The sequence below is a fragment of the Bifidobacterium sp. ESL0763 genome, assembly GCF_029433395.1.
Classification (GTDB): Bacteria; Actinomycetota; Actinomycetes; order Actinomycetales; family Bifidobacteriaceae; genus Bifidobacterium.
The window spans coordinates 1155410-1174466 of the sequence record NZ_JAQTHW010000002.1 but is presented as its reverse complement, the minus strand read 5'-3'; the positions used below and the strand labels follow the sequence as shown (position 1 = coordinate 1174466).

The window sequence follows — 19057 nt, the reverse complement described above, 5'->3', positions numbered from 1 at the left end:
GATGTATCTCAAGGAATTGACGCTTAGGGGCTTCAAGTCCTTCGCCTCCGCCACCACGCTGCGCTTCGAGCCGGGCATCACCGCCGTGGTCGGTCCCAATGGCTCCGGCAAATCCAACATCGTCGACGCGCTGACCTGGGTGATGGGCGAGCAGGGCGCCAAGAACCTGCGCGGCACCTCCATGGAGGACGTCATCTTCGCCGGCACCTCCTCGCGCCCGCCGTTGGGCCGCGCGCAGGTGAGCCTGACGATCGACAACACCGACGGCACGCTCAACATCGACTACACCGAAGTGACCATCAGCCGCACCATCTACCGCAACGGCGGCAGTGAATACGCCATCAACGGCTCGCCCTGCAGGCTGCTGGACATCCAGGAGCTGCTGAGCGACACCGGCCTGGGCCAGCAGATGCACGTCATCGTCGGGCAGGGCAGGCTCGACGAGATCCTCAAGGCCGATCCGGCCGGCCACCGCGCCTTCATCGAGGAGGCCGCCGGCGTGCTCAAGCACCGCAAGCGCAAGGAACGCGCGCTGCGCAAGCTCAAGCGGGCCGAAGGCAACCTCGCCCGCACCGACGACCTGCTGCGCGAGATCCACCGCCAGCTGGGCCCGCTGGGCCGCCAGGCCAAGATCTCCCGTCGCGCCGCCAGCATCCAGATCTCCCTGCGTGACGCGCGTGCGAGGATCTTCGCCGAGGACGCGCAACGCTCCATGGCCAGCCGCGCCGAGCTGCGGGGCGAGCTGGGGGAGGTGCGCCACCAGCTGGAGGCCGCGCAGCGCGAGCTGGCCCAGGTCAAGGTGCAGATCGAGCAGATCGAGGCGCTGAGCTCCAAGTCGAGCCCCGAGATGGCCCGGATCAACGACATCTGGCACGAGCTTTCGGGCATCGAGGAGCGCTTCCGCTCCCTGGCCTCGCTCGCCGACGAGCGCGCCCGCTCGCTGGCCGGCCAGATGATCACGAACTTCGGCGAGGACCCCGACATCCTGGAGTCGCGCGCCAAGGAGCTCGACGGGCAGGCCGCCGAGCAGCGCAAGGCCGTCGACGACATGCGCCTGGCCTACGACAAGGCCACCGAGACCCGCGCCGACGACGAGAAGCAGCTCGCCGCCGCACGCCAGACCCTCACCCAGCTGCGCAAGGCCGCCCAGGAGCACACCTCCCAGGTCGCCAACCTGCGCGAGCTGGCCGCGCGCGAGGAGTCGGCCATCGACCTGGCCGCCAGCCGCTCCAAGGATTTCAACGCCCAACGCGAGTCCGTCGCCAAACAGCGCGATGACGCCGAGGCCCAACGCACCGCCCTGCAGCGCGAGACCGAGGCAACCGGCGGGGACGATGCGGCCACCGACCTCGAAGAGGCGAAGGATGCGATGCACCGGCGCCAGGAGGAGCTGGACGCCCTGCGGGAGCAGCTGCGTGCGGCCACCGCCAAGGTGACGGCATTGAAGGCCAAGGCCGACGCGTTGAACGAGACACTGGAAAGCCGCAACGCCTCCGGCGAGCTCGAACACGACGACGCGGTGGCCGCCCTGGGCCGGCTCGCCGACTTCATCCATGTCGAGGACGGCTGGGAGGAGGCCGTCGCCCACGCGCTCGACCAGTTCGCCAGCGCCATCGTGGTGCCCGGCGAATCCAACATGGTCGAGGCCCTGAGGCGGGCGAGCGAGGGCAAGCTCGGCCAGGCCGTCGTGCTGCACCCGCTGGCGGAAGGTGCCGGAGCCGGCGATGAAGGTATCGACGCCAAGGCCGATGACGGCCAACCGACATGTGCGGCCGCGCTGATCGGCGTCAACCCGTCCGCCAAGGACCAAGGCTTCGCTTCCAGCGTCGTGGCCGCGGTGCGCCTGCTGCTCGCCGACGTGGCCGCGGTGCCCGATATGGACGCCGCGCTCGGAGCCCTGAAGGACCACCGTTTCGCCCAGGCCGTCACCGAGGACGGCGAGGTGGTCAACGCCGTGGGCGCCATCGGCGGCTCGTCACGCTCGCAGAGCGACCTGTCGCTGGCCGCCCGGCGCGACAAGGCGGGCGCGCAGGCGGCCCGGCTCGAAGGCGAGGCCGAAGCGATTAGGCCGAAGATCGAAAAGGCGAGCAAGGCGCTCGAGGCGGCCCGGCTCGAGGTCGACCGCCAGTCGCAACAGCGCATCCAGGCCAAGGTCAAGGCCGACCAGGCGCGCAAGAACCTCAACAGCGTCGAGGAGCGGGTCCGGCAGTTCGAACGCCAGATGAGCGGGCTCGACGAGAGGATCAAACGTTCCGACGACGAGCGGGCGACCCACCAGCTCAAGCTCGAGGACCTGAGGCAGGCCTTGGACAAGGCGGAGCACAGCGACGCCGGCGACGACGATTTCGACGACCTGGACCGGCGCGTGCGCGACTTGGAGACCACGCTCGACAAGGCGCGCGAGCAGGAGGTCTCGGCCAAGATCGTCTTCAACGACGCCAGCCGCAAGGCCGATTCGCTCGAACGCCAGGCCGGCCTGCTGCACGACCAGTCGAACGAGGCGGTCGCCAGGCGGGCGAGGATGAAGGCCCTCAACGACAAGCGCGAGCGCCAGCAGCGTCACGACCGTCAGATCGCCGCGGACGCCCGGGGCATGGCCGCCCTGGTCGCCTCCGAGCTCGAAACCGTGGTCGCCAGGCGCGACGAGCTCTCCAAGGCCGCCTCGAGCCACGACGCGGAACTCAAGACGCTGCGCGCCCAGCGCGACGGGCAGGAGCCGAAGGTGGCGCAGCTGCAGCGGCGCGAACACGAGCTCGACGTCAACCGCGAGCGGCTGGCGGCGCGGTACGGCCAGATTGAGCAGAAGGTCTCCGACACCCTGGGCATGGGGCTGAAGGCGCTGGTCGACGAATACGGCCCCGACAGGCCGGTGCCGGTGCTCGACGACGAGGGTCATCCGGTGCCGATTGAAGGAACGGACAACGATGAGGGCGAAGCCGGGGATGCCGGCATGGCCGGTTCTGGTTCCGCTGCCGGCGCCGTCGTGGCCGAGACGCCCGGGATGGCCGTTGCCGGCGATGACACATCCGATCGTGGCGGTGAACTGGACGGCGACGGTGACGACGATACCGCAGCCGGCGCTGGTGACGACGCGCCCCGCAGGACGTTCGACATCTCGCGCTACCAGACGGTGCCCTACGTCCGCGCCGAGCAGGAGAAGCGCCTCAAGAAGGCCGAGCGCGACCTGAAGGCGCTGGGCAAGGTCAACCCGCTGGCGGCCGAGGAGTTCGACGCTCTAGAGACGCGCAACCAGTACCTCAACGACCAGCGCAACGACGTGGCCAAGAGCCGCGACGACCTGCTGAAGCTCATCAAGGACCTCGACCACACCATGATCGAGGTGTTCAAGAACGCCTTCGACGACACGGCGGTCGCCTTCGAGAAGGTCTTCGCCACGCTCTTCCCCGGCGGCAAGGGGCGGCTGCGCCTGGAGGACCCCGACGACCTGCTCACCACGGGCGTCATCGTCGAGGCGAGCCCCGCGGGCAAGCGCGTCAAGCAGCTGAGCCTGCTCTCCGGCGGCGAACGCTCGTTGACGGCGCTGGCGCTGCTCTTCGCCATCTTCACCGCGCGCCCCAGCCCGTTCTACGTGATGGACGAGGTGGAGGCCGCCCTCGACGACATCAACCTCACCCGCCTGATCAACGCGTTCAACGACCTGCGCCGGCACGCCCAACTCATCGTCATCACCCACCAGCAGCGCACCATGGCCATCGCCGACGCGCTCTACGGCGTGACGATGCGCTCCGACGGAGTCACGGCGGTGGTGAGCCAAAAGTTGGAGCAAGAGTAGCGGTAACGATTTTTTAGATACTTTGCGTACCGTGTGTTCTCAAAATATACGATGTTCGACACGCTCCGGGCCGCTCGGCCAAGTCATACGGTCGAACATCGCATATTTCGAGAACACACTACTTTGGTATGCTACGTTGCGTCTAGTTTAGCGATGGTTATTCGCTACTCTTTATTTGGGGGAGCGGATATTAACTGCGGCGCGGATATTAATTGGGGAACGGAATTAATGGCGCAGCGCCTTGGCACGGGCCACCGTGTCCTCGGCGAGGATGGTCTGGGCGTCGATGATCGGCAGTTGCGGCAGGGGGAAGGCCTCGTTCAAGACCGAGAGCTCGGTGCAGCCCAACACCACGATGTCGCAGCCGTAGCCGCCGGACGCCACCGGATCGAGGAACGTGTCGATGACGGTGCGGTAGCGTTCCTGGCTCAGCGGACCGCCGCTTTTCACGTCGTCGTAGATCAGCGAGTCGATGCGTTTCTGCAGGGTGTCATCCGGCTCGACGAAGGTGTAGCCGGCCGCCTCGATCTCACGCTGGTAGAGCCCGGAATGCCGGGAGCCCTCGGTGCCCATGAAGCCCACGCGCGGGTGCGTCGCCACCGGCAGGGTCGCCTTCATCCGCTCGACGGCGCCGGTGAGCATGTTCAGGATCGGCACCTCGGTGAGCTCCTGGAAACGCGGCAGCATGAAGTGCGCGGTGTTGCAGGGGATGGTGATGAAGCTGGCGCCGATGGCCGTGGCCTTGGCGATGTCGTCGGCGATGACGGGGAAGGGGTCGTCCGCGCTGTCGCCCAGCATGAACGCCGTCCGGTCGGGCACCGAGGCGTCGTTGAAGACGACGTAGTCCAGGAACTCCTGGTCGTCGCGCGCGCCGGTCAGCCTGTCGACCAGCCTGATGTAGGACTCGGTGGCGAGCGTGCCCATGCCGCCGATGACGGCGAAGAACGGCTTGTTCATTTCAGGTCCGCCTTCTGCTTGAAGAACTGCGCGTAGCGCTTCTGGTAGATCGAGAACATGTGGCGGATCAGCAGCCAGCGCATGGGATTCATGTCCTTGCGGTACTCCAGGGTGGTGCCCCAGTCGCCCCGGGCGATCATCTCCAGGCCGCGCTTCTTGTCGTCGCCCTCCACCACGTAGTCGCGGAAGATCGAGCGCGGAATCTCCATCCAGAGCCTGTCGCCGCGGCCGATGACGGTCTTGCCGTCGAAGGCGGAGTCCTCCACGAGGTCCTCGACGAAGTACCTGGCGAGGTTGCACCCGTTGAGCGTCACGAAATAGCTGGAACGGCCCTGACGCAGGTTAATCTCGAAAAGCTTGTAGGTCTGGTCGCGCTCGTCGTATTTCATGTCGAAATTGGCGACGCCCTCATAGCCGACGTCCTCGAGGAACGCCTTGATCTTGAGGCAGATCTCCTCGTTGAAGTCGGGGATGATGGCCGCGTAGTTGCCCACGGCCTCCGGGGTCGGGTCCTCCAGCAGCGGGTGGCCGAGGAACATCATGCGCACACGGTGGTGCCTGTCGACGTAGGCGTTGAGCACACGCATGTGGCTGTCGTCACCGGGGATGAAGTCCTGCAGCACCATCTCGGCCTGGTAGCCGGCGTCGTAGGCCAGGTTGATCAGCAGGTCGAGCTCGTCGGGCGTCTCGATGACGAAGGCCTTCTTGCGGCCCGGGAAGTCGATGTCGAGCCAGGCGGCGGAATCGGCCGGTTTCATGGCGATGGGGAAGTCGAAGGGCAGGTCCTCGTACTCCTTGTGGGCCACGCCCTCGGCAGTGAGCACCTTGGTCTTCGGGTAGGGCAGCCCGTAGCGCTCGCAGGTCTGGTAGAAGGTGTTCTTGTAGCTCAGCTGCCTGTTGAGCGCCGGGTCGAGCGTGTTGAAGACGTAGTAGGGCTCGAGGTCCTGCCGGCAGGCGCTCAGCAGGTTGGCGTAGACGTCGCCGCAGGGAATGAGCAGCAGCACGGTGCCGGGGTGGCTCTCCCTCATCGATTTCGCGTAGTCGACCAGCGTGCGGCGGAAGGTCTTGGCCTCGCCGAACCCCTCGACGATGTGCACGTCGACGATCCTGCTGAAACGGGTGGGTGCGAGCTGGAAGTGCGCGAAGGCCGTGGAGACGATGCCATAGGCCTCGTGGAAGGCCCTGGCCATGCCATAGGCGTTGATGTCGCTGCCCAGTAATACCGGCTGGAATTGCTTCATGACTGTAGATTACCTCTTCAACGTTGCTTTCGATGGATGATGGCGGCGTATCGGCGCGGGAAGGGCACGTTTGCGCGCCGGCGCATTGGCGCGTGCGCGGTTCCGGGCCGCGGCCGGCGCTAGGAGACGTCGAGCGTCGCGGCCGCGCTCATGCGAACATCCTGGTGACGACGTTGGTGTCGCCCTCGTAGGGGGCGTGCCCGCCGTCGACCTTGAGCCACTGCTCCTCGCCCTTGCCGACCACGAGGATCACGTCGAAGCCATCGTGGGCGCGGGCCTCGGCGATTGCGGTCTCGACGGCCTTCGCGCGGTCGAGGACGATGCCCGCCTCGACATGCGGGTCGTCGACGAAGGAGAGCATGGCCTGGCAGATGTCCTCGGGGCGCTCGCGGTCCGGGTCGTCGGTGGTGAGGATGATGCGGTCGGCGCGGTGCTGCGCCGCCTCGACGATGCCCTGCCTGCGGTCCACGGCCTTGCCGCCGGCCGATCCGCTGACCAGGGTGATGCGCGGGTGGCGCGAGCCGTAGCGTTCCTGCGCGAAGTCGATCAGGGCCGAGACGCTGGCGAAGTTGTGGGCGAAGTCGACGATGGCCACGTTCTCGCCGTGGCTGTCCTCGAAGCGCTCCATGCGCCCCTCGATGCGGATGCCCTCCATGGCGTGGGCCACCTTCGCGTCGGTGAGGTCCGCGCCGGCCAGGGAGGCGATGGTCAGCGCCGCCGCGGCGTTGGCGTAGTTGAAGTCGCCGTCCATCGCCAGCCGGAAGGTGTCGGCGCCCGTGCCGCCAGTGGCGCCGGAAGCGCCGTTGACGGCGATATGGAACGCGGTGCGGTCCCTGTCGGCCGGCCAGGCGACCGTGTCGGCGGGGGTGCCCTCGTCGCGCCCGGAAGTGTGCAGCGCGAAGGTGGTGACCGGCACGCCGGCGTCCTTCGCGTCCTCGGCGATCAGATCGGCGTGCTCGCAGTCGGCGCCCAGCACGAGCCTGCGGCTGTTGGACGCGATCTGGCGCTTGCAATAGAGGTAGTCCTCGAAGGTGGGGTGCTCGATGGGGCTGATGTGGTCGGGGGAGATGTTGAGGAAGGCGCCGACGTCGAAGGTCAGCCCGTAGACGCGGTCGACCTTGTAGGCCTGCGAGGAGACCTCCATGACCAGATATTCCATGCCGCTGTCCGCCGCCTCGCGCATCATGCGCAGCGCGTCCATCGACTCGGGGGTGGTCAGCTCGGAATCGCGGTAGGTGTGCCCGTCGAGGCAGTTGGCGACCGAGGAGAAGAGGGCCGCCTTGCCGTCGCTGGCGGCGTTGAGGATGGCCTGGGTGAAGTAGGCGGTGGTGGTCTTGCCCTTGGTGCCGGTGATGCCGATGAGCGTCAGCCGCTCCTGCGGGCGTCCGTAGAACTGCGCGGAGAGCAGGCTCATCGCCTTGCGGATGTCGGTGACGATGATGCCGGGGGCGGCGGTATGCTCGCCGAACGGCGTCTCGGCGACGTAGGTCGCGAGCCCCTGGGCGTCGCAGCCGTCGAGGTATTCCGCCTTGAACCGTCCCTTGCAGCACAGCAGCGTGCCCTCTCGCACGTCCCTGCTGTTGTAGGTGATGGCCGCGAAGGGCTTCTCCGCGTCGTCGAAACGTGACGGGTCGCGCGACCACAGATCACCCTGGATGATCTCGCGCAGCAGATGGCGCTCGTCCAGGAGGCGGACCGCTTCACTCAAATTCAAAGCCATACCGAACCTTTCTTGCCACACGTAAGGCTACCGCATGGTGTGGGCCGGGCCCGGGGCTCAGAGCCAGGTGTCGGTGATGGGCCGGCGGCCGCGCGAGCTCAGCCATTGGTTGAAGGAGACGCGCCACTTCTCGTGCGCCTGGCGCTGCCAGTCCATCAGCCCCGCCAGCGTCAGCCCGCCGACCTGCGGGTAGAGGCGCGTCATCGGGGCGACCAGGTCGACGGCGGCGGTGGTGTCGGCCGTGGCGTCGTGGAAGTCGCCGTGCGGCTCGACGCCATAGTATTCGGTGGTGTAGGTCAGGGTGCGCTTGCCGCGGCGGTGCGAGACCTCGCGGTCGATGACCAGCGGGTCGACCACCAGCAGCTCGGCCGGCAGCGGCGCGAGGTTCCAACGCTTCAGGTCGCCGGCGAGCATGCGCACGTCGAAGGGCGCGTTGTAGGCCAGCAGGGGGATGCGCAAGGCCTGCGCGGCGGCCACGATCGCGCCGATCTGGGCGATGGCCTCGCCCGGCTCGGCGCCGTTGGCCTCGAGGAACTCGTCGGTGAAGCCGTTGACCCGGCTGGCCCCCGGGTTCATCGGATGGTGCGGGTTGACGATCCATTCGGCCACGGTGTCGCCCTCGTAGCCACGCGACGGGTCGCGCAGCACCAGGGCCGCGGAGACGATCGCGTCGTCGGGGCCGGTGCCCGTGGTCTCGGTGTCGAAGCCGAGCAGCCAGGATTCGCCAAGCGGGGTGTCCTCGCCCTGCGCGGCGACGGCGTCGAGGGCGTGCATCAGTGTTTCGTTCGTAGAGCTCATACCCATATTCTGCGCCCCAAAACCGACATTGCGCCTCCGGACGCGGCCTCCCCGCCGCGTACCCCCGTCCCCTTAGACTGAAGGCGTGAACAACGAGCAGGCAGAGACCATGGCCGACAGGCGCCGGCGTTTCGAGAAGCTGGCCATGCCCGCCGTCGACGTGCTCTACCGGCAGGCCATGAAGCTCACCAACAATCCCGAGGACGCGCAGGATTTGGTGCAGGACGCCTACGAGCGCGCCTTCAAGGCGTTCGACAGTTTCCGCCCCGGCAGCAATTTCGAGGCGTGGATGACCACCATCGAACGCAACGCCTACTTCAACCAGTACGCCAAGGCCAAGCGCCGCCCGCAGCGCGCCAACGACTCCACGGGCGAATACGACGACTGGGACATCTACTCCGCCTCCGACCATTCCTCCGAGGGACTCAAGTCCGCCGAGCAGGAATACCTCGACGGCTTCGCGCCCGACGAGATCATCAAGGCCCTGGACTCCCTGTCCCCGGAGCGCCGGCAGGTCTTCATCGACACCGCCATCGACGGCAAGTCCTACAAGCAGGTCGCCGCCGAGCAGGGCATCAAGATCGGCACGGTGATGAGCCGGCTCAACCGCGCCCGCACCCAGCTCAAGCGGGAGCTGGCCGAATACGTCAGGCAGCACGGCTACCAGCTCGGCGGTGATGCCAAGGGCGGCGATGGCGACGGCGGTTCCGGTGGCGGTGGTGGCAGATCGGCATCGGCGCAACCGGCGAATGTGGGCAAGACCACGCCGCGACGTGCCGCAAACGAGGCGGAAACGCGTAGTTCGTAACGCATATTCACTGTCCGCGAACTCATGGATGGTGTCGATGGTGGATTATGTTGAGTTATATGTCAGCAGCGAATCGGTAAGGGGAATCGAATGTCAGGGTCAATTGAGCGCAGCCGCGTGACGGTGAGCCGTCACGGCGGCGAGACGTCGATGCGCGTGGAGGTCACCCAGGTCGACGACGGCGAGTGTTTCGACCCCGAGACCTGCTGCGACGCCCGCGAGAAGGCGCTGATCGAGGAACTGCGCCTCCTGCTGCGGCCCACCTGCGCGCCGCAATGCCTCATCTCCCGGCTTCAGGCCACGCTCGACCGCTGCTGCGGCGAGGTCGGCGACGCCGGTCTCTCACGTTCCTGAGGCTTGGCCGTTCGGTTGGTTTCAAGACTTCGTCTCCATCGTATTGGGGACCCGCGGTTTCAGATGGTTTTTTGATATCGGGTATGGACGCGCACGCATCGTCGCGTGGCGGTTGGCGCCGAAGGCATCGGCCCGGCGCATCCGTTCCGCAAGGCTTGGCCGTCCGAGTCCGGATACGAGAAATGCCCCGCAAGGATGCGAGGCATTGATGGTGCGAAACGGTGTTGCTCACACCGTGTTCGACGACTCAGGCATTTGGCCTTTTGCCGTGATTGGCCGCCTTTTTGCGGCGTGCCTTACGCTTACGTCCGCGCATGCCCATGATGGACTCCTTTGCATTCAATGAATAAGCCTTAGGTATTATCGCACGCTGTTGCGACTTCTTCCCGCAGCGTTTTCCCATGGCCGATTCCGGATCGATGCCTTCTCGGTGTTCCTGGCCGGGCACTCTTCCTGCCCCTGACAGATCGATCCTGCTCTTTTTGTCACATTTTCGCGACCGGAAATGTACGTTTTGAGGCAGGAATGGTCTCTAAGAGGCAGGAACGGACGGCCGGGCGTCGGCGGGAACCGGCGGAAGGACGGCCGTCATCGGTGGGCGCTCAGCGCTGCTCGGCCCTGAAGTAGAGGGTGGTGGCGCTGGTCTCGCCGGGCTTGATGACGATGAGGTCGCGCCCCGAGTTGAAGGCGTTCGCATAGGCGGTCTGCGGCTCGATGGCCACGCCGGCCGGATGGTTCTCCGGCGCGAAGTGGGTGCCGGTGCACATCTGGAAGGAGGTGATGGTCCTGTCGCCGCCGACGTGGATGGTCATGCCGTCGGGCCGGGTGAGCGTGGCGAAGGCGTTGCCGTCGGCGTCGTGCTCCACGTCGGTCCAGGCGTCGTCGAAGGGCTGCTCGGTGAGCGCCTTGGGCTTGCGGAAGTCGAATTTGGTGCCGTCCACCGGCTCAGTGCCGGTCGGCAGCAGGCGCTCGTCGACGGTGACGTGCGTGCGCGCGGGGATGGTGACCTCGCACTGGGCGTTCTGGCCGTCGATCTCGTCGCCGTAGCCGCCGAAGCCGTTGGCGATCCAGGGGTGCATGGCCACGGCCCAGGGCGCGTCGACCCGGTCGTTGTTGCGCGCCGAGATGGTGACCTTGAGGCCCTCGTCGCACAGACGGTAGTCGGCGAGCACGGTGAGGTCGAAGGGATAGCCCAGCATGTCGCCGGTGCGCCAGCTCAGGACGGCCTCGTCCTCTTCGAGGCGCTCGAGGTTCCAGAAGGCGCGGTAGCCGTAGCCGTGGATGGCGTTGCGGCGCTCGTGCTCGTCGATGGGCAGCTCGTAGGTCTTCGATTCGAAGGTGTAGACGCCGTCGGCGATGCGGTTGGGGTAGGGGATGAGCAGCTGGCCGTTGCTGCACGGCACGGTCCCGTCCGGGTCCCAGGAGGCGATCATGTCGTGGCCGCGGTAGGTGAGCGTGCGCAGCGAGGCACCCAGCTGCGTGATGACGGCCTGGTAGTCGCCGTGCGAGATGGTGTATTGCTGGCCCGAGCGTGGGGGCAGTGTGGATGGGCTCATGATCGACTCCTCTGCGATGAAGACGTGATTGTTATCGCTCACTATCCTAGTTCATCGCCTACGGTCATGCACGGCGGTTTTTGCGCGTCTGCCCGCAGGTGGGACATGCCGATGCGTATGTGTGGGGCGGCGTGGACGAGCGATGCCATGGGCCGGAAGAGACGGTGCGGACCCGAGTGGTGGGTGCGCCGGGGCACGGTATGGTCTCGGACGGATGGCATGGACCGGGGCGGCTGGTGCGGACCCGAGTGGTGGCGTGGGCCGGCGGGGATGGATGGTGCGGAATCGGGGCCGGTGCCGATGGCATGGCTGGACCGGTCGCTTGGTTCGGCCATGCCACCGGCCTACCTGGTGCCGATGCGCGCGACGGTGGCGCCGAGGAGACCGGCCAGGTCGTGCGGGTCCACTCCGACGCTGAAGCCGCGTTTGCCGCCCGAAACCAGGATCTCGTCGTATTGCATGGCGCTTTCGTCGATGACCGTCCTGTGCTTGGTGCGCTGGCCCAGCGGGGAGATGCCGCCGACCACGTAGCCGCTTTCGCGCTGCGCCACCTTGGGATCGGCCATCGCGGCCTTCTTGGCGCCCACCGCCGCGGCCAGGTCCTTCATGTCGAGGTGCCCGCTGACGGGGACCACGCCGATGACGCGCTCGGAGCCAGTGTCGGCCATCAGGGTCTTGAACGAGCGGTGCGGATCGATGCCGAGCTTCTCCGCGCCCTCGAGGCCGTAGCCCTCGTCCATGTGGTCGTTGGAATGCTCGTATTCGTAGATCTTGAAGGGGATGCCGGCCTCGGTCAGCTCGCGCGTCGCCGGCGTCGAGGCGGTCCCCGCCGTCTTCTTGTGCTTCTTGCTCATGCCTCCAGTTCTACCAGCAGCCTCGCCGCCCGCGCCCCCCTCGCGCGTTTCCGCCATATTCGAGCCGCTGCGAGTCTGTCAGTGGCTCATTTATGGCGGGATTATATGTTTCCGCCATAAATGAGCCGGTGAGGCGCCGTCAGTGGCCCGTTTATGGCGGAAACGCTCCGTGACCCGCGGCGGAGTACGGCGAAGGCCTCCACCCGATGGGGATGGAGGCCTTCGATCGCTTGCGATGCCTGTCAATCAGGCATGCGCGCTAGAGCGACATGCTCACTTGCTCAGCTCGGCGAAGTAGAGCAGGGTACGGATCATGTTGCAGGTGAAGCCGTACTCGTTGTCGTAGAAGGCGACGGTGCGGGCCAGCGTGGTGCCGTCGATGGTGTTCACGTCGGTCTGCGTCGGATCGAAGACGCCGCCGTGGGTGTCGTCGATGATGTCGGAGGTGACGATGCTGTCGGCGTTGTAGCCGAAGGTCTCGTTGCCCTCGAAGGCCTTCTTGGCCGCGGCGTTGATCTCATCGACCGTGGTCTCCTTGCCGAGCACGGTGAAGAGCTCGGTGAAGGAGCCGTCGGGGATCTGCACGCGCTGGGCGTGGCCCTGCAGCTTGCCGTTGACCGAGGGGACGACCTTGCCAATCGCCTTGGCGGCGCCGGTGGAGTGCTCGATCGTGTTGACGGCGGCGGCGCGGTTGTTGCGCGGCTTGGAGCCACGCGGGCCGTCGAGCAGCATCTGGCTGCCGGTGTAGGCGTGCACGGTGGTCATGAAGCCGACCTTGATGCCGAACTGGTCGTCGAGCAGCTTGACGAGCGCCGCGAAGGAGTTCGTGGTGCAGGAGCCGGCGGAGACGATGTCGTCGCTGGCCTTGAGGATGTCCTGGTTGACGCCGAAGACCACGGTCGGGGTGGTGTCGTCCTTGGCCGGGGCGGAGATGAGGACCTTCTTGGCGCCGGCGTCCAGGTGGGCCTGGCTCTTGGCGGCGGAGGTGTAGAAGCCGGTGCACTCGAGCACGAACTCGACGCCGTCGTTCTTCACCCACGGGATGTTGCGGGCGTCCTTCTCGGCATAGACCTTGTATTCCTTGCCGTCGACGACGATTGCGTCATCGGTGGCCTCCACCTTGACCGGGGTGCCGTCATCGTGACGGAAGGTGCCATGGACGCTGTCGTACTTGAGCAGGTAGGCGAGCATCGCGGGGGTCGTCAGATCGTTGATGGCTGCGACCTCGATATCGCCGGCCTGGCCACCGCGGGCCTGGAGCTCGAAGATACGACGGAACGCAAGACGACCGATGCGGCCGAAACCGTTAATACCAATCTTTACTGTCATGTGATTCTCCCTGTGATTCGGCCGGAGGTACGGAATTGTGCCGGCGGCCTCATTTGCTAACACTCCTTACTTTAATCACGCTTCTGTACTAAAAAATGACGTTTGCCATGCTTTTGGCAGAAAACCCACCAAAATATTGTTAGCGTTAACAATTATCGGGCGCTTCACGAGCATGCCATTGCTGGCAAGAACCTCGAGCTGCTCGTCCTCGCTCATCTGCGGCAGGCGGTCCTTGAGCCTCAGCTCGCGGTAGGGCTTGCCCGAGGTGTTGAAGAAGCGCTTGAGCGGCAGTCCGCTGGCCTTCCACCAGCGCCTCAGCTCGGCGGCGGTGGGGTTGTCGGCCTTGATGTTGCGCTCGGTGAAGTCGACGTCGTGCTCACGCAGCCACTGGCGCGCGTGGGCGCAGGTGGTGCAGTGGTTGTAGCAGACGAAGAGCACCTTGCCGTCCTGCTGGGCCGGATCGGGGGCCGCGCCCGTCGTGTGTCGCATGTCGTTCGTTGCCATCGTGTTCCTTTCGACGCGTGATGATGCCGTTTCGATTCTAGGCGGTGACGGCGTGCGATGGCAGGGCGGGCGACGGAATTCGGCATATCCGTCCCATCCCTGCGAGCTGTGGTGGGCGGATGCGGCGTGGGTGCGGTTGCGGCCGGCCGAAAGGCAGACGTGCCGCTAGCGCGACGGGTTGAGCAGCGAGGAGACCTGGGAGGAGAGCGGCCCCAGCGTCTCGGCGGGGACGATGGTGGTCGAGAAGGCCGGGAAGATGGCCTGCGAGGGGAAGACGACGATGAGGGTGCCGTCCCTCACCCCGATCGAGGCGGGCCGCTCGTCGAGGAACTCGTTGCTCACCCCGAGCACCGTGTCGCCCCGCATCACCCCGTCGTGCAGCTCGTATTTCAGCCCCGCTATCGTCACCCCGCGCGAGACGTCGCCGTGCGAGAAGACGGAGACCATGCGGTTGCGCTCCTGGGCGGGCAGGGCCCCGGCGTGGAAGGCGAGCGAGCCGTCGGCGATGGCGGTGACCACGCCGCGCCGGCCGAAGAGCATGCCGTGGCCGCCGTTGTGGGCCAGCAGCGCGAGCATCTGGATGTTGGCGATGGTGTGGTCGATCCGTCCGCCCAGCCCGCCGTAGATGCGGAAGGTGCGGGCGCCGCGGCTCCAGCCGACCTTGAGCGCGGAGAGCATGTCGGGGTCGTCGTGCTCCGGCGGCAGCGCGATCACCTCGGGGGATTCCGGGCCGGCGTCGCAGGTCCCCGGAGCGCCGCCGGGAAGAGAGTCGAAGTCGCCGATGACGATGTCGGCGTGCACGCCCAGCCGCCGGGCGTGGTCGAGCCCGCCATCGGCCGCGATGACGAGCGTGTCGGCGTCGATGGCGTCGCCGTGGGGCTCGCCGCCGTAATAGGTGCCCGCGGCGAAGATGGCGCAGGAGTGAGAGGAATGCATATATGGATTTTACAAGGTGGCGGCTCACATTTTTTCGAGCCTTCGAAAAAATGTGAGTCAAACGAACATCGGGTATGTCGAACGATGCCTCGAAATCGTTGGAATGATGCTATTATGCTTTCAGCGATGTTCGTTTCCGGCTCACATTTTTTCGGGGGCTCGAAAAAATGTGAGCCTGCATCAAGATAAGGGGAATACCATGATTAATCACCTCACCATTTCCACGTCCAATGTCGAGGCCGAGAAGGCGTTCTACGAGAAGGCGCTCGCGCCGCTCGGCTATGTCAAGGCCGCCGAGTTCCCGGGCGCCGTGATGTTCGTGGACGGCAAGGACGGCGACAGCGTCTGGGTCTCTGCCCCCAAGCCGGGCGTCATCCCGGCCCCGGTGCACGTCGCGTTCACCGCCGCCGACGTCGACGCCATCAAGTCCTTCTACGAGGCCGGCCTGGCCAACGGCGGCACCGACAACGGCGCCCCCGGCCCGCGTCCGGACTACGGTCCGGATTACTACGCCGCCTTCGTGCACGACCCGGATGGCAACAACATCGAAGCCGTCGTCAACAAGTAGGCTGGCCATGTCGGTTGCAAGCGAGGGCGGCATCGTGGTGCGCCACATCACGCCCGACGATTTCGAGGCCAAGGCCGAGGTGCATGCGCGCACCTGGCGCGAGACCTACCAGGGCCGGCTGCCCCAGTGGCTGGTCGACAAGATCACCCCTCAGTTCGCGCTCGAGGTCACCAGGCGCCACGACCCCGCGAACGTGTTCGTGGCCCTGGACGGCGGGCGACTGATCGGATACGCCGAGATCTGCGGAGCGGCCCGTCCGCCGAGCGATTATCCGGGCACCTCGGAACTGGCCGCCATCTATGTGCTCGCCGAGGCCAAGGGGCGCGGCGCCGGACGCCGGCTCATGGAGGCGGCGCTCGCCGCGATGCCGCATGACCGGGTGGTGCTCTGGGTGCAGGAGTCGAACGCCGCGGCCCAGGGTTTCTACCGCCACATGGGCTTCGGTCCCACCGGCAGGACGCAGAGCGAGGACGGCGGCGGTTTCACGGAGCTGGAATTCGCCAACTTCGCCTCCGCGGCCGGGTCGCCTGAACACTGACAACGGCGGTGTCGCCGACCGGCCTACCGCCCGCTCTCGAAGCGGTTGGCCGGTCGTCGCCGGCATGAAGCGGCCATTTGAGGCGAATGCATGTCCGCTTCGCCCGTGGCGGCGGGTGGGTGTCGCCGGCCGGCGCCGCTGGTCGGCGGGTATGGTATAGTGTTCTTTTGGCTTGAGAAATCAAGAAAGTGGGTGCGTCCCCACCTGGAAGCTTGTCGTAGCTTCGGGTTCAAGACATTCCGGGTCTGCCCGGGGCTGGATGTCGGCTGTGCCGATGCTTCCACGGTCCGCATTGCGCGGCCGCTGTTTTGAATCCATGTTGCGCATGACATCAGAGTGCTGATGCCGGGGTTTGCAGCGAGATGCGTCCGAGGCAATAAGGATTGGAGTTCATCATCAGCGCACAACCACGCATTAACGACGAGATACGCGTCTCCCAGGTACGCCTGATCGGCCCGAACAGCGAGCAGGTGGGGGTCATCGCGACCTCGGTCGCATTGAATCTGGCCAAGGAAGCGAATCTCGACTTGGTCGAGGTGGCGCCGAATGCGAAGCCTCCCGTTGCCAAGCTCATCGACTATGGCAAGTACAAGTACAACGAGAAGATCAAGCAGCGCGAGGCCCGTCGCAACCAGAACACCGCCGAGATCAAGGAGATCAGGTTCCGCCTGAAGATCGACGAGCACGATTTCGAGACCAAGAAGGGCCAGGTCGTCAAGTTCCTTTCCGGCGGCGACAAGGTCAAGGTCACCATCATGCTGCGTGGCCGCGAGCGTTCCAGGCCGATCGGCGGTGTGGAGCTGCTGCAGCGCCTGGCCGACGAGGTGGCCGAATACGGCACCATCGAGTTCTACCCGAAGCACGAGGGCCGCAACATCTTCATGACGCTGGCGCCCAAGGGCAAGAAGGTGCACACCAAGTCCGAGCAGCGCCGTCGTGGCGCCGACACCCGCGCCGAGCGCCAGGCCCGCCAGAAGGCCCGGCTCGAGGCCAAGCAGAAGGCGAAGGCCGAGGAGGCCGGCAAAGCCAAGGCCGTGGTCAGCGGCATCGCGCGCGACTCCAAGCCTGCCAAGCCCGCCGCTGCCAAGCCGTCCAAGCCTGCCGACAAGTCCGGCAATACCTCGTCCAAGGCCGCCAAGCCGAGGACGAGCAAGAAGTAAACCAAGTTGTTGTGCCTGCCGATGGGGACACCGGTGGGCGCAGGGTCATCAAAGAACAGTTTGATCCCCCGAGATAATAGGAGGGCAGCAATGCCGAAGATGAAAACCAATTCCGCCGCGAAAAAGCGCGTCCGCGTCACCGGGTCGGGCAAGCTCATGCAGGCGGGCACCTCGATGCGCCACAACCTTGAGCACAAGTCCGCGCGTAAGCGCCGCAACCTCTCCCGCGACCAGGTGCTGGCCACGGCGCAGAGCAAGAACATGCGCAGGCTGCTCGGCCGCTGAATCGGCCCGGGTCACAGGTTTTAACAGGTTTAACAGAAAGCTAGAGGAAACAATATGGCACGTGTCAAGCGCGCAGTGAACGCCCACAAGAAGCGTCGCGTCGTTCTCAAGAGGGCTTCGGGCTACCGCGGCCAGCGCTCCCGTTCGTACCGTCGTGCGAAAGAGCAGCTGCTCCATTCATTCAACTACAACTTCCGCGACCGCAAGGCGCGCAAGGCCGACTTCCGCAAGCTGTGGATCCAGCGCATCAACGCCGCGGTCCGCGCCGAGGGCATCACCTACAACCGCTTCATGCAGGGCCTGAAGCTCGCGGGCATCGAGCTCGACCGCCGTGCGCTGGCCGAACTCGCCGTCTCCGACGCCGACACCTTCAAGACCATCGTCGACGCCGCAAAGGCCGCGCTGCCGAAGGACCTGAACGCCCCGGCCAAGGCCTGAGCCTCCGACTTCGGACACAGAAATCGTCAAGCCTCCGCTTTTTGCGGGGGCTTTTCGCGTATTCCGGGGTCTTTTTCGGCCCGGGTGTGCCCCGTCCGTGTAGCGTAACAGATATGAGCACAGACGAAGCACGAGGTCGCGGCCACGACGGTCGTTGCGGCGCGAGGACGACGCCGGGCGACGCCGGACGGCCGGAGCGTGCCCCGAAGAGCTTCGCCGAGGTGATGGGGGAGGGGATGGCGCACGCGGCGACCATCCGCCGCAAGCGCAGGGCGATCAACGTCCTGAAGGCCCTCGCCGCGCTGCTCGTGGTGGCGGCCGTGACGCTGGCGCTCTGGCTGCCGGCCAACCAATACGTCAACGCCCGGCGACAGGAGGCGCAGGCCGTCGCCGCGATGAACCGGGTGCGCAAGTGGCCGCAGGGCCGGGTCGTGGGCGAATACCACGACGCCCAGCGCTACAACGCGGCCATCGCCTCGGGCGGGCAGGGCTCGCTCGGCGAATACAGCGACCCCTTCGCCCCCGACGTGCGGAACTCGAAGGGCGGGCGCAAGGCGCTCACCAGCTCGCAGAAGGACGCGACCTACCAGGGGCTGCTCGACGAGGGCGGCGGCGTGATGGGCGTCATCCACATCCCCAAGATTTCGCTGAAGCTGCCGATCTACCACGGCACCTCCGACGAGGTGCTCGACAAGGGCGTGGGCCATCTCTACGGCACGAGCCTGCCGATCGGCGGCGCGTCGACCAACAGCGTGCTCACCGGCCACCGCGGCCGGCCCTACGAGACGCTGTTCACCCGGCTCGACGAGCTCGACCGCGGCGACGTGATCTACATCGACACCCTGGGCCGCACCATCGGCTACCGGGTCACCGCCATCCACGTCGTCGACCCGGACGACGTCCATCTCTACAAGGTGCGCCCGGGCAAGGACCTGGTCACCCTGATGACCTGCACCCCCTACGGCGTCAACACCCACCGCCTCGTGCTGACCGCCGAGCGCCGCCCGATCCCCAAGGACATCCCCTACCCGGAGGACTCCATCGGCGACGGGTTGCTGCGCGGGTCGGTGACGACGCTGTCGATTATCGCTCTTGGAATAATCGTTACCCTCGTCCGCCATCGCCGCCGCTGGCCGGTCCGCCACGCGCTGCGCGCCACGGTTTCCGGCTGATTGCAAGGCCGCCGCGGGGGTGGGAGCGCTGTGTGGCCGGCGACAC

Annotated in this window: 18 protein-coding genes and 1 pseudogene; 9 read left to right on the top strand and 10 right to left on the bottom strand. The window is 66.2% G+C overall.

The genetic code is table 11. From position 1 onward, the window contains the following. Position 1 precedes the first annotated feature (1 nt). The gene (locus tag PT282_RS05620) at positions 2 to 3793 is read left to right on the top strand and encodes an AAA family ATPase (protein ID WP_277168560.1); all 3792 of its coding nucleotides are present in this window, start codon (positions 2 to 4) and stop codon (positions 3791 to 3793) included. 225 nt (positions 3794 to 4018) lie between these two features. Here the strand turns inward: PT282_RS05620 and PT282_RS05615 are convergent, their stop codons facing one another. From PT282_RS05615 to PT282_RS05600, 4 genes are all read right to left on the bottom strand, one after another. Beyond that, on the bottom strand, positions 4019 to 4750 hold the full coding sequence (locus PT282_RS05615; RefSeq protein ID WP_277168559.1) for an aspartate/glutamate racemase family protein: 732 nt from the start codon (positions 4748 to 4750) through the stop codon (positions 4019 to 4021). After that, positions 4747 to 5991: a carboxylate--amine ligase gene (locus tag PT282_RS05610; RefSeq protein ID WP_277168557.1), complete on the bottom strand. Its 1245-nt coding sequence runs from the start codon at positions 5989 to 5991 to the stop codon at positions 4747 to 4749. Before PT282_RS05610 ends, PT282_RS05615 begins: the two co-directional genes overlap by 4 nt. Positions 5992 to 6139: 148 nt before the next feature. Then, entirely contained in the window at positions 6140 to 7711 is a 1572-nt protein-coding gene (locus PT282_RS05605) for a UDP-N-acetylmuramoyl-L-alanyl-D-glutamate--2,6-diaminopimelate ligase (RefSeq protein WP_277168556.1), read from the bottom strand. 57 nt (positions 7712 to 7768) lie between these two features. Beyond that, positions 7769 to 8515, bottom strand: a complete 747-nt coding sequence (locus PT282_RS05600) for an exonuclease domain-containing protein (protein WP_374114144.1) — start codon at positions 8513 to 8515, stop codon at positions 7769 to 7771. Positions 8516 to 8618: 103 nt separating this feature from the next. Between PT282_RS05600 and PT282_RS05595 the strand changes: the two genes are divergently transcribed. Continuing rightward, positions 8619 to 9317: a sigma-70 family RNA polymerase sigma factor gene (locus PT282_RS05595; protein ID WP_308201376.1), complete on the top strand. Its 699-nt coding sequence runs from the start codon at positions 8619 to 8621 to the stop codon at positions 9315 to 9317. Between the two features lie 90 nt (positions 9318 to 9407). After that, on the top strand, positions 9408 to 9671 hold the full coding sequence (locus PT282_RS05590; protein ID WP_277168554.1) for a hypothetical protein: 264 nt from the start codon (positions 9408 to 9410) through the stop codon (positions 9669 to 9671). A gap of 247 nt (positions 9672 to 9918) precedes the next feature. On the opposite strand, the gene PT282_RS07610 is transcribed toward PT282_RS05590, so the two are convergent. The 6 genes from PT282_RS07610 to PT282_RS05565 all read right to left on the bottom strand — a co-directional run bounded on the left by PT282_RS07610 (position 9919) and on the right by PT282_RS05565 (position 14850). Then, positions 9919 to 9993: a 50S ribosomal protein bL37 gene (locus PT282_RS07610; RefSeq protein WP_369803150.1), complete on the bottom strand. Its 75-nt coding sequence runs from the start codon at positions 9991 to 9993 to the stop codon at positions 9919 to 9921. Positions 9994 to 10273: 280 nt separating this feature from the next. Further along, a complete protein-coding gene (locus tag PT282_RS05585; protein ID WP_277168553.1) occupies positions 10274 to 11227 on the bottom strand; it encodes an aldose 1-epimerase family protein in 954 nt (317 codons plus the stop codon). A gap of 344 nt (positions 11228 to 11571) precedes the next feature. Next, a complete protein-coding gene (gene ybaK, locus PT282_RS05580; protein WP_277168552.1) occupies positions 11572 to 12081 on the bottom strand; it encodes a Cys-tRNA(Pro) deacylase in 510 nt (169 codons plus the stop codon). A gap of 273 nt (positions 12082 to 12354) precedes the next feature. Further along, positions 12355 to 13410: a type I glyceraldehyde-3-phosphate dehydrogenase gene (gene gap / locus PT282_RS05575; RefSeq protein ID WP_277168551.1), complete on the bottom strand. Its 1056-nt coding sequence runs from the start codon at positions 13408 to 13410 to the stop codon at positions 12355 to 12357. Positions 13411 to 13485: 75 nt separating this feature from the next. Next, positions 13486 to 13914, bottom strand: coding sequence for an arsenate reductase family protein (locus tag PT282_RS05570; protein ID WP_277168550.1), 429 nt, complete (start codon positions 13912 to 13914; stop codon positions 13486 to 13488). A gap of 165 nt (positions 13915 to 14079) precedes the next feature. Then, complete coding sequence (locus tag PT282_RS05565; RefSeq protein WP_277168549.1) at positions 14080 to 14850, bottom strand: thiamine diphosphokinase; 771 nt, start codon at positions 14848 to 14850, stop codon at positions 14080 to 14082. A 199-nt stretch (positions 14851 to 15049) separates the two neighbouring features. Between PT282_RS05565 and PT282_RS05560 the strand changes: the two genes are divergently transcribed. The 6 genes and pseudogenes from PT282_RS05560 to PT282_RS05535 all read left to right on the top strand — a co-directional run bounded on the left by PT282_RS05560 (position 15050) and on the right by PT282_RS05535 (position 19011). Next, positions 15050 to 15418, top strand: a complete 369-nt coding sequence (locus PT282_RS05560; protein ID WP_277168548.1) for a VOC family protein — start codon at positions 15050 to 15052, stop codon at positions 15416 to 15418. Between the two features lie 7 nt (positions 15419 to 15425). Continuing rightward, positions 15426 to 15956 carry a GNAT family N-acetyltransferase gene (locus tag PT282_RS05555; RefSeq protein WP_277168547.1) on the top strand — a complete coding sequence of 177 codons (531 nt, stop codon included), beginning with the start codon at positions 15426 to 15428 and terminating at the stop codon, positions 15954 to 15956. A gap of 376 nt (positions 15957 to 16332) precedes the next feature. Next, positions 16333 to 17116, top strand: a pseudogene (gene infC, locus PT282_RS05550) (translation initiation factor IF-3). Positions 17117 to 17206: 90 nt separating this feature from the next. Then, entirely contained in the window at positions 17207 to 17401 is a 195-nt protein-coding gene (gene rpmI / locus PT282_RS05545) for a 50S ribosomal protein L35 (protein WP_277168545.1), read from the top strand. A gap of 54 nt (positions 17402 to 17455) precedes the next feature. Further along, the gene (gene rplT / locus PT282_RS05540) at positions 17456 to 17839 is read left to right on the top strand and encodes a 50S ribosomal protein L20 (RefSeq protein WP_277168544.1); all 384 of its coding nucleotides are present in this window, start codon (positions 17456 to 17458) and stop codon (positions 17837 to 17839) included. A gap of 113 nt (positions 17840 to 17952) precedes the next feature. Then, positions 17953 to 19011, top strand: coding sequence for a class C sortase (locus PT282_RS05535; RefSeq protein ID WP_277168543.1), 1059 nt, complete (start codon positions 17953 to 17955; stop codon positions 19009 to 19011). Positions 19012 to 19057: the final 46 nt, after the last annotated feature.

Excerpts from the sequence above, each read along its gene's own strand:
- PT282_RS05620 (WP_277168560.1), top strand. The coding sequence starts at position 2 with ATGTATCTCAAGGAATTGACGCTTAGGGGCTTCAAGTCCTTCGCCTCC.
- PT282_RS05615 (WP_277168559.1), bottom strand. The coding sequence starts at position 4,750 with ATGAACAAGCCGTTCTTCGCCGTCATCGGCGGCATGGGCACGCTCGCC.
- PT282_RS05610 (WP_277168557.1), bottom strand. The coding sequence starts at position 5,991 with ATGAAGCAATTCCAGCCGGTATTACTGGGCAGCGACATCAACGCCTAT.
- PT282_RS05605 (WP_277168556.1), bottom strand. The coding sequence starts at position 7,711 with ATGGCTTTGAATTTGAGTGAAGCGGTCCGCCTCCTGGACGAGCGCCAT.
- PT282_RS05600 (WP_374114144.1), bottom strand. The coding sequence starts at position 8,515 with ATGGGTATGAGCTCTACGAACGAAACACTGATGCACGCCCTCGACGCC.
- PT282_RS05595 (WP_308201376.1), top strand. The coding sequence starts at position 8,619 with ATGGCCGACAGGCGCCGGCGTTTCGAGAAGCTGGCCATGCCCGCCGTC.
- PT282_RS05590 (WP_277168554.1), top strand. The coding sequence starts at position 9,408 with ATGTCAGGGTCAATTGAGCGCAGCCGCGTGACGGTGAGCCGTCACGGC.
- PT282_RS05585 (WP_277168553.1), bottom strand. The coding sequence starts at position 11,227 with ATGAGCCCATCCACACTGCCCCCACGCTCGGGCCAGCAATACACCATC.
- ybaK (WP_277168552.1), bottom strand. The coding sequence starts at position 12,081 with ATGAGCAAGAAGCACAAGAAGACGGCGGGGACCGCCTCGACGCCGGCG.
- gap (WP_277168551.1), bottom strand. The coding sequence starts at position 13,410 with ATGACAGTAAAGATTGGTATTAACGGTTTCGGCCGCATCGGTCGTCTT.
- PT282_RS05570 (WP_277168550.1), bottom strand. The coding sequence starts at position 13,914 with ATGGCAACGAACGACATGCGACACACGACGGGCGCGGCCCCCGATCCG.
- PT282_RS05565 (WP_277168549.1), bottom strand. The coding sequence starts at position 14,850 with ATGCATTCCTCTCACTCCTGCGCCATCTTCGCCGCGGGCACCTATTAC.
- PT282_RS05560 (WP_277168548.1), top strand. The coding sequence starts at position 15,050 with ATGATTAATCACCTCACCATTTCCACGTCCAATGTCGAGGCCGAGAAG.
- PT282_RS05555 (WP_277168547.1), top strand. The coding sequence starts at position 15,426 with ATGTCGGTTGCAAGCGAGGGCGGCATCGTGGTGCGCCACATCACGCCC.
- rpmI (WP_277168545.1), top strand. The coding sequence starts at position 17,207 with ATGCCGAAGATGAAAACCAATTCCGCCGCGAAAAAGCGCGTCCGCGTC.
- rplT (WP_277168544.1), top strand. The coding sequence starts at position 17,456 with ATGGCACGTGTCAAGCGCGCAGTGAACGCCCACAAGAAGCGTCGCGTC.
- PT282_RS05535 (WP_277168543.1), top strand. The coding sequence starts at position 17,953 with ATGAGCACAGACGAAGCACGAGGTCGCGGCCACGACGGTCGTTGCGGC.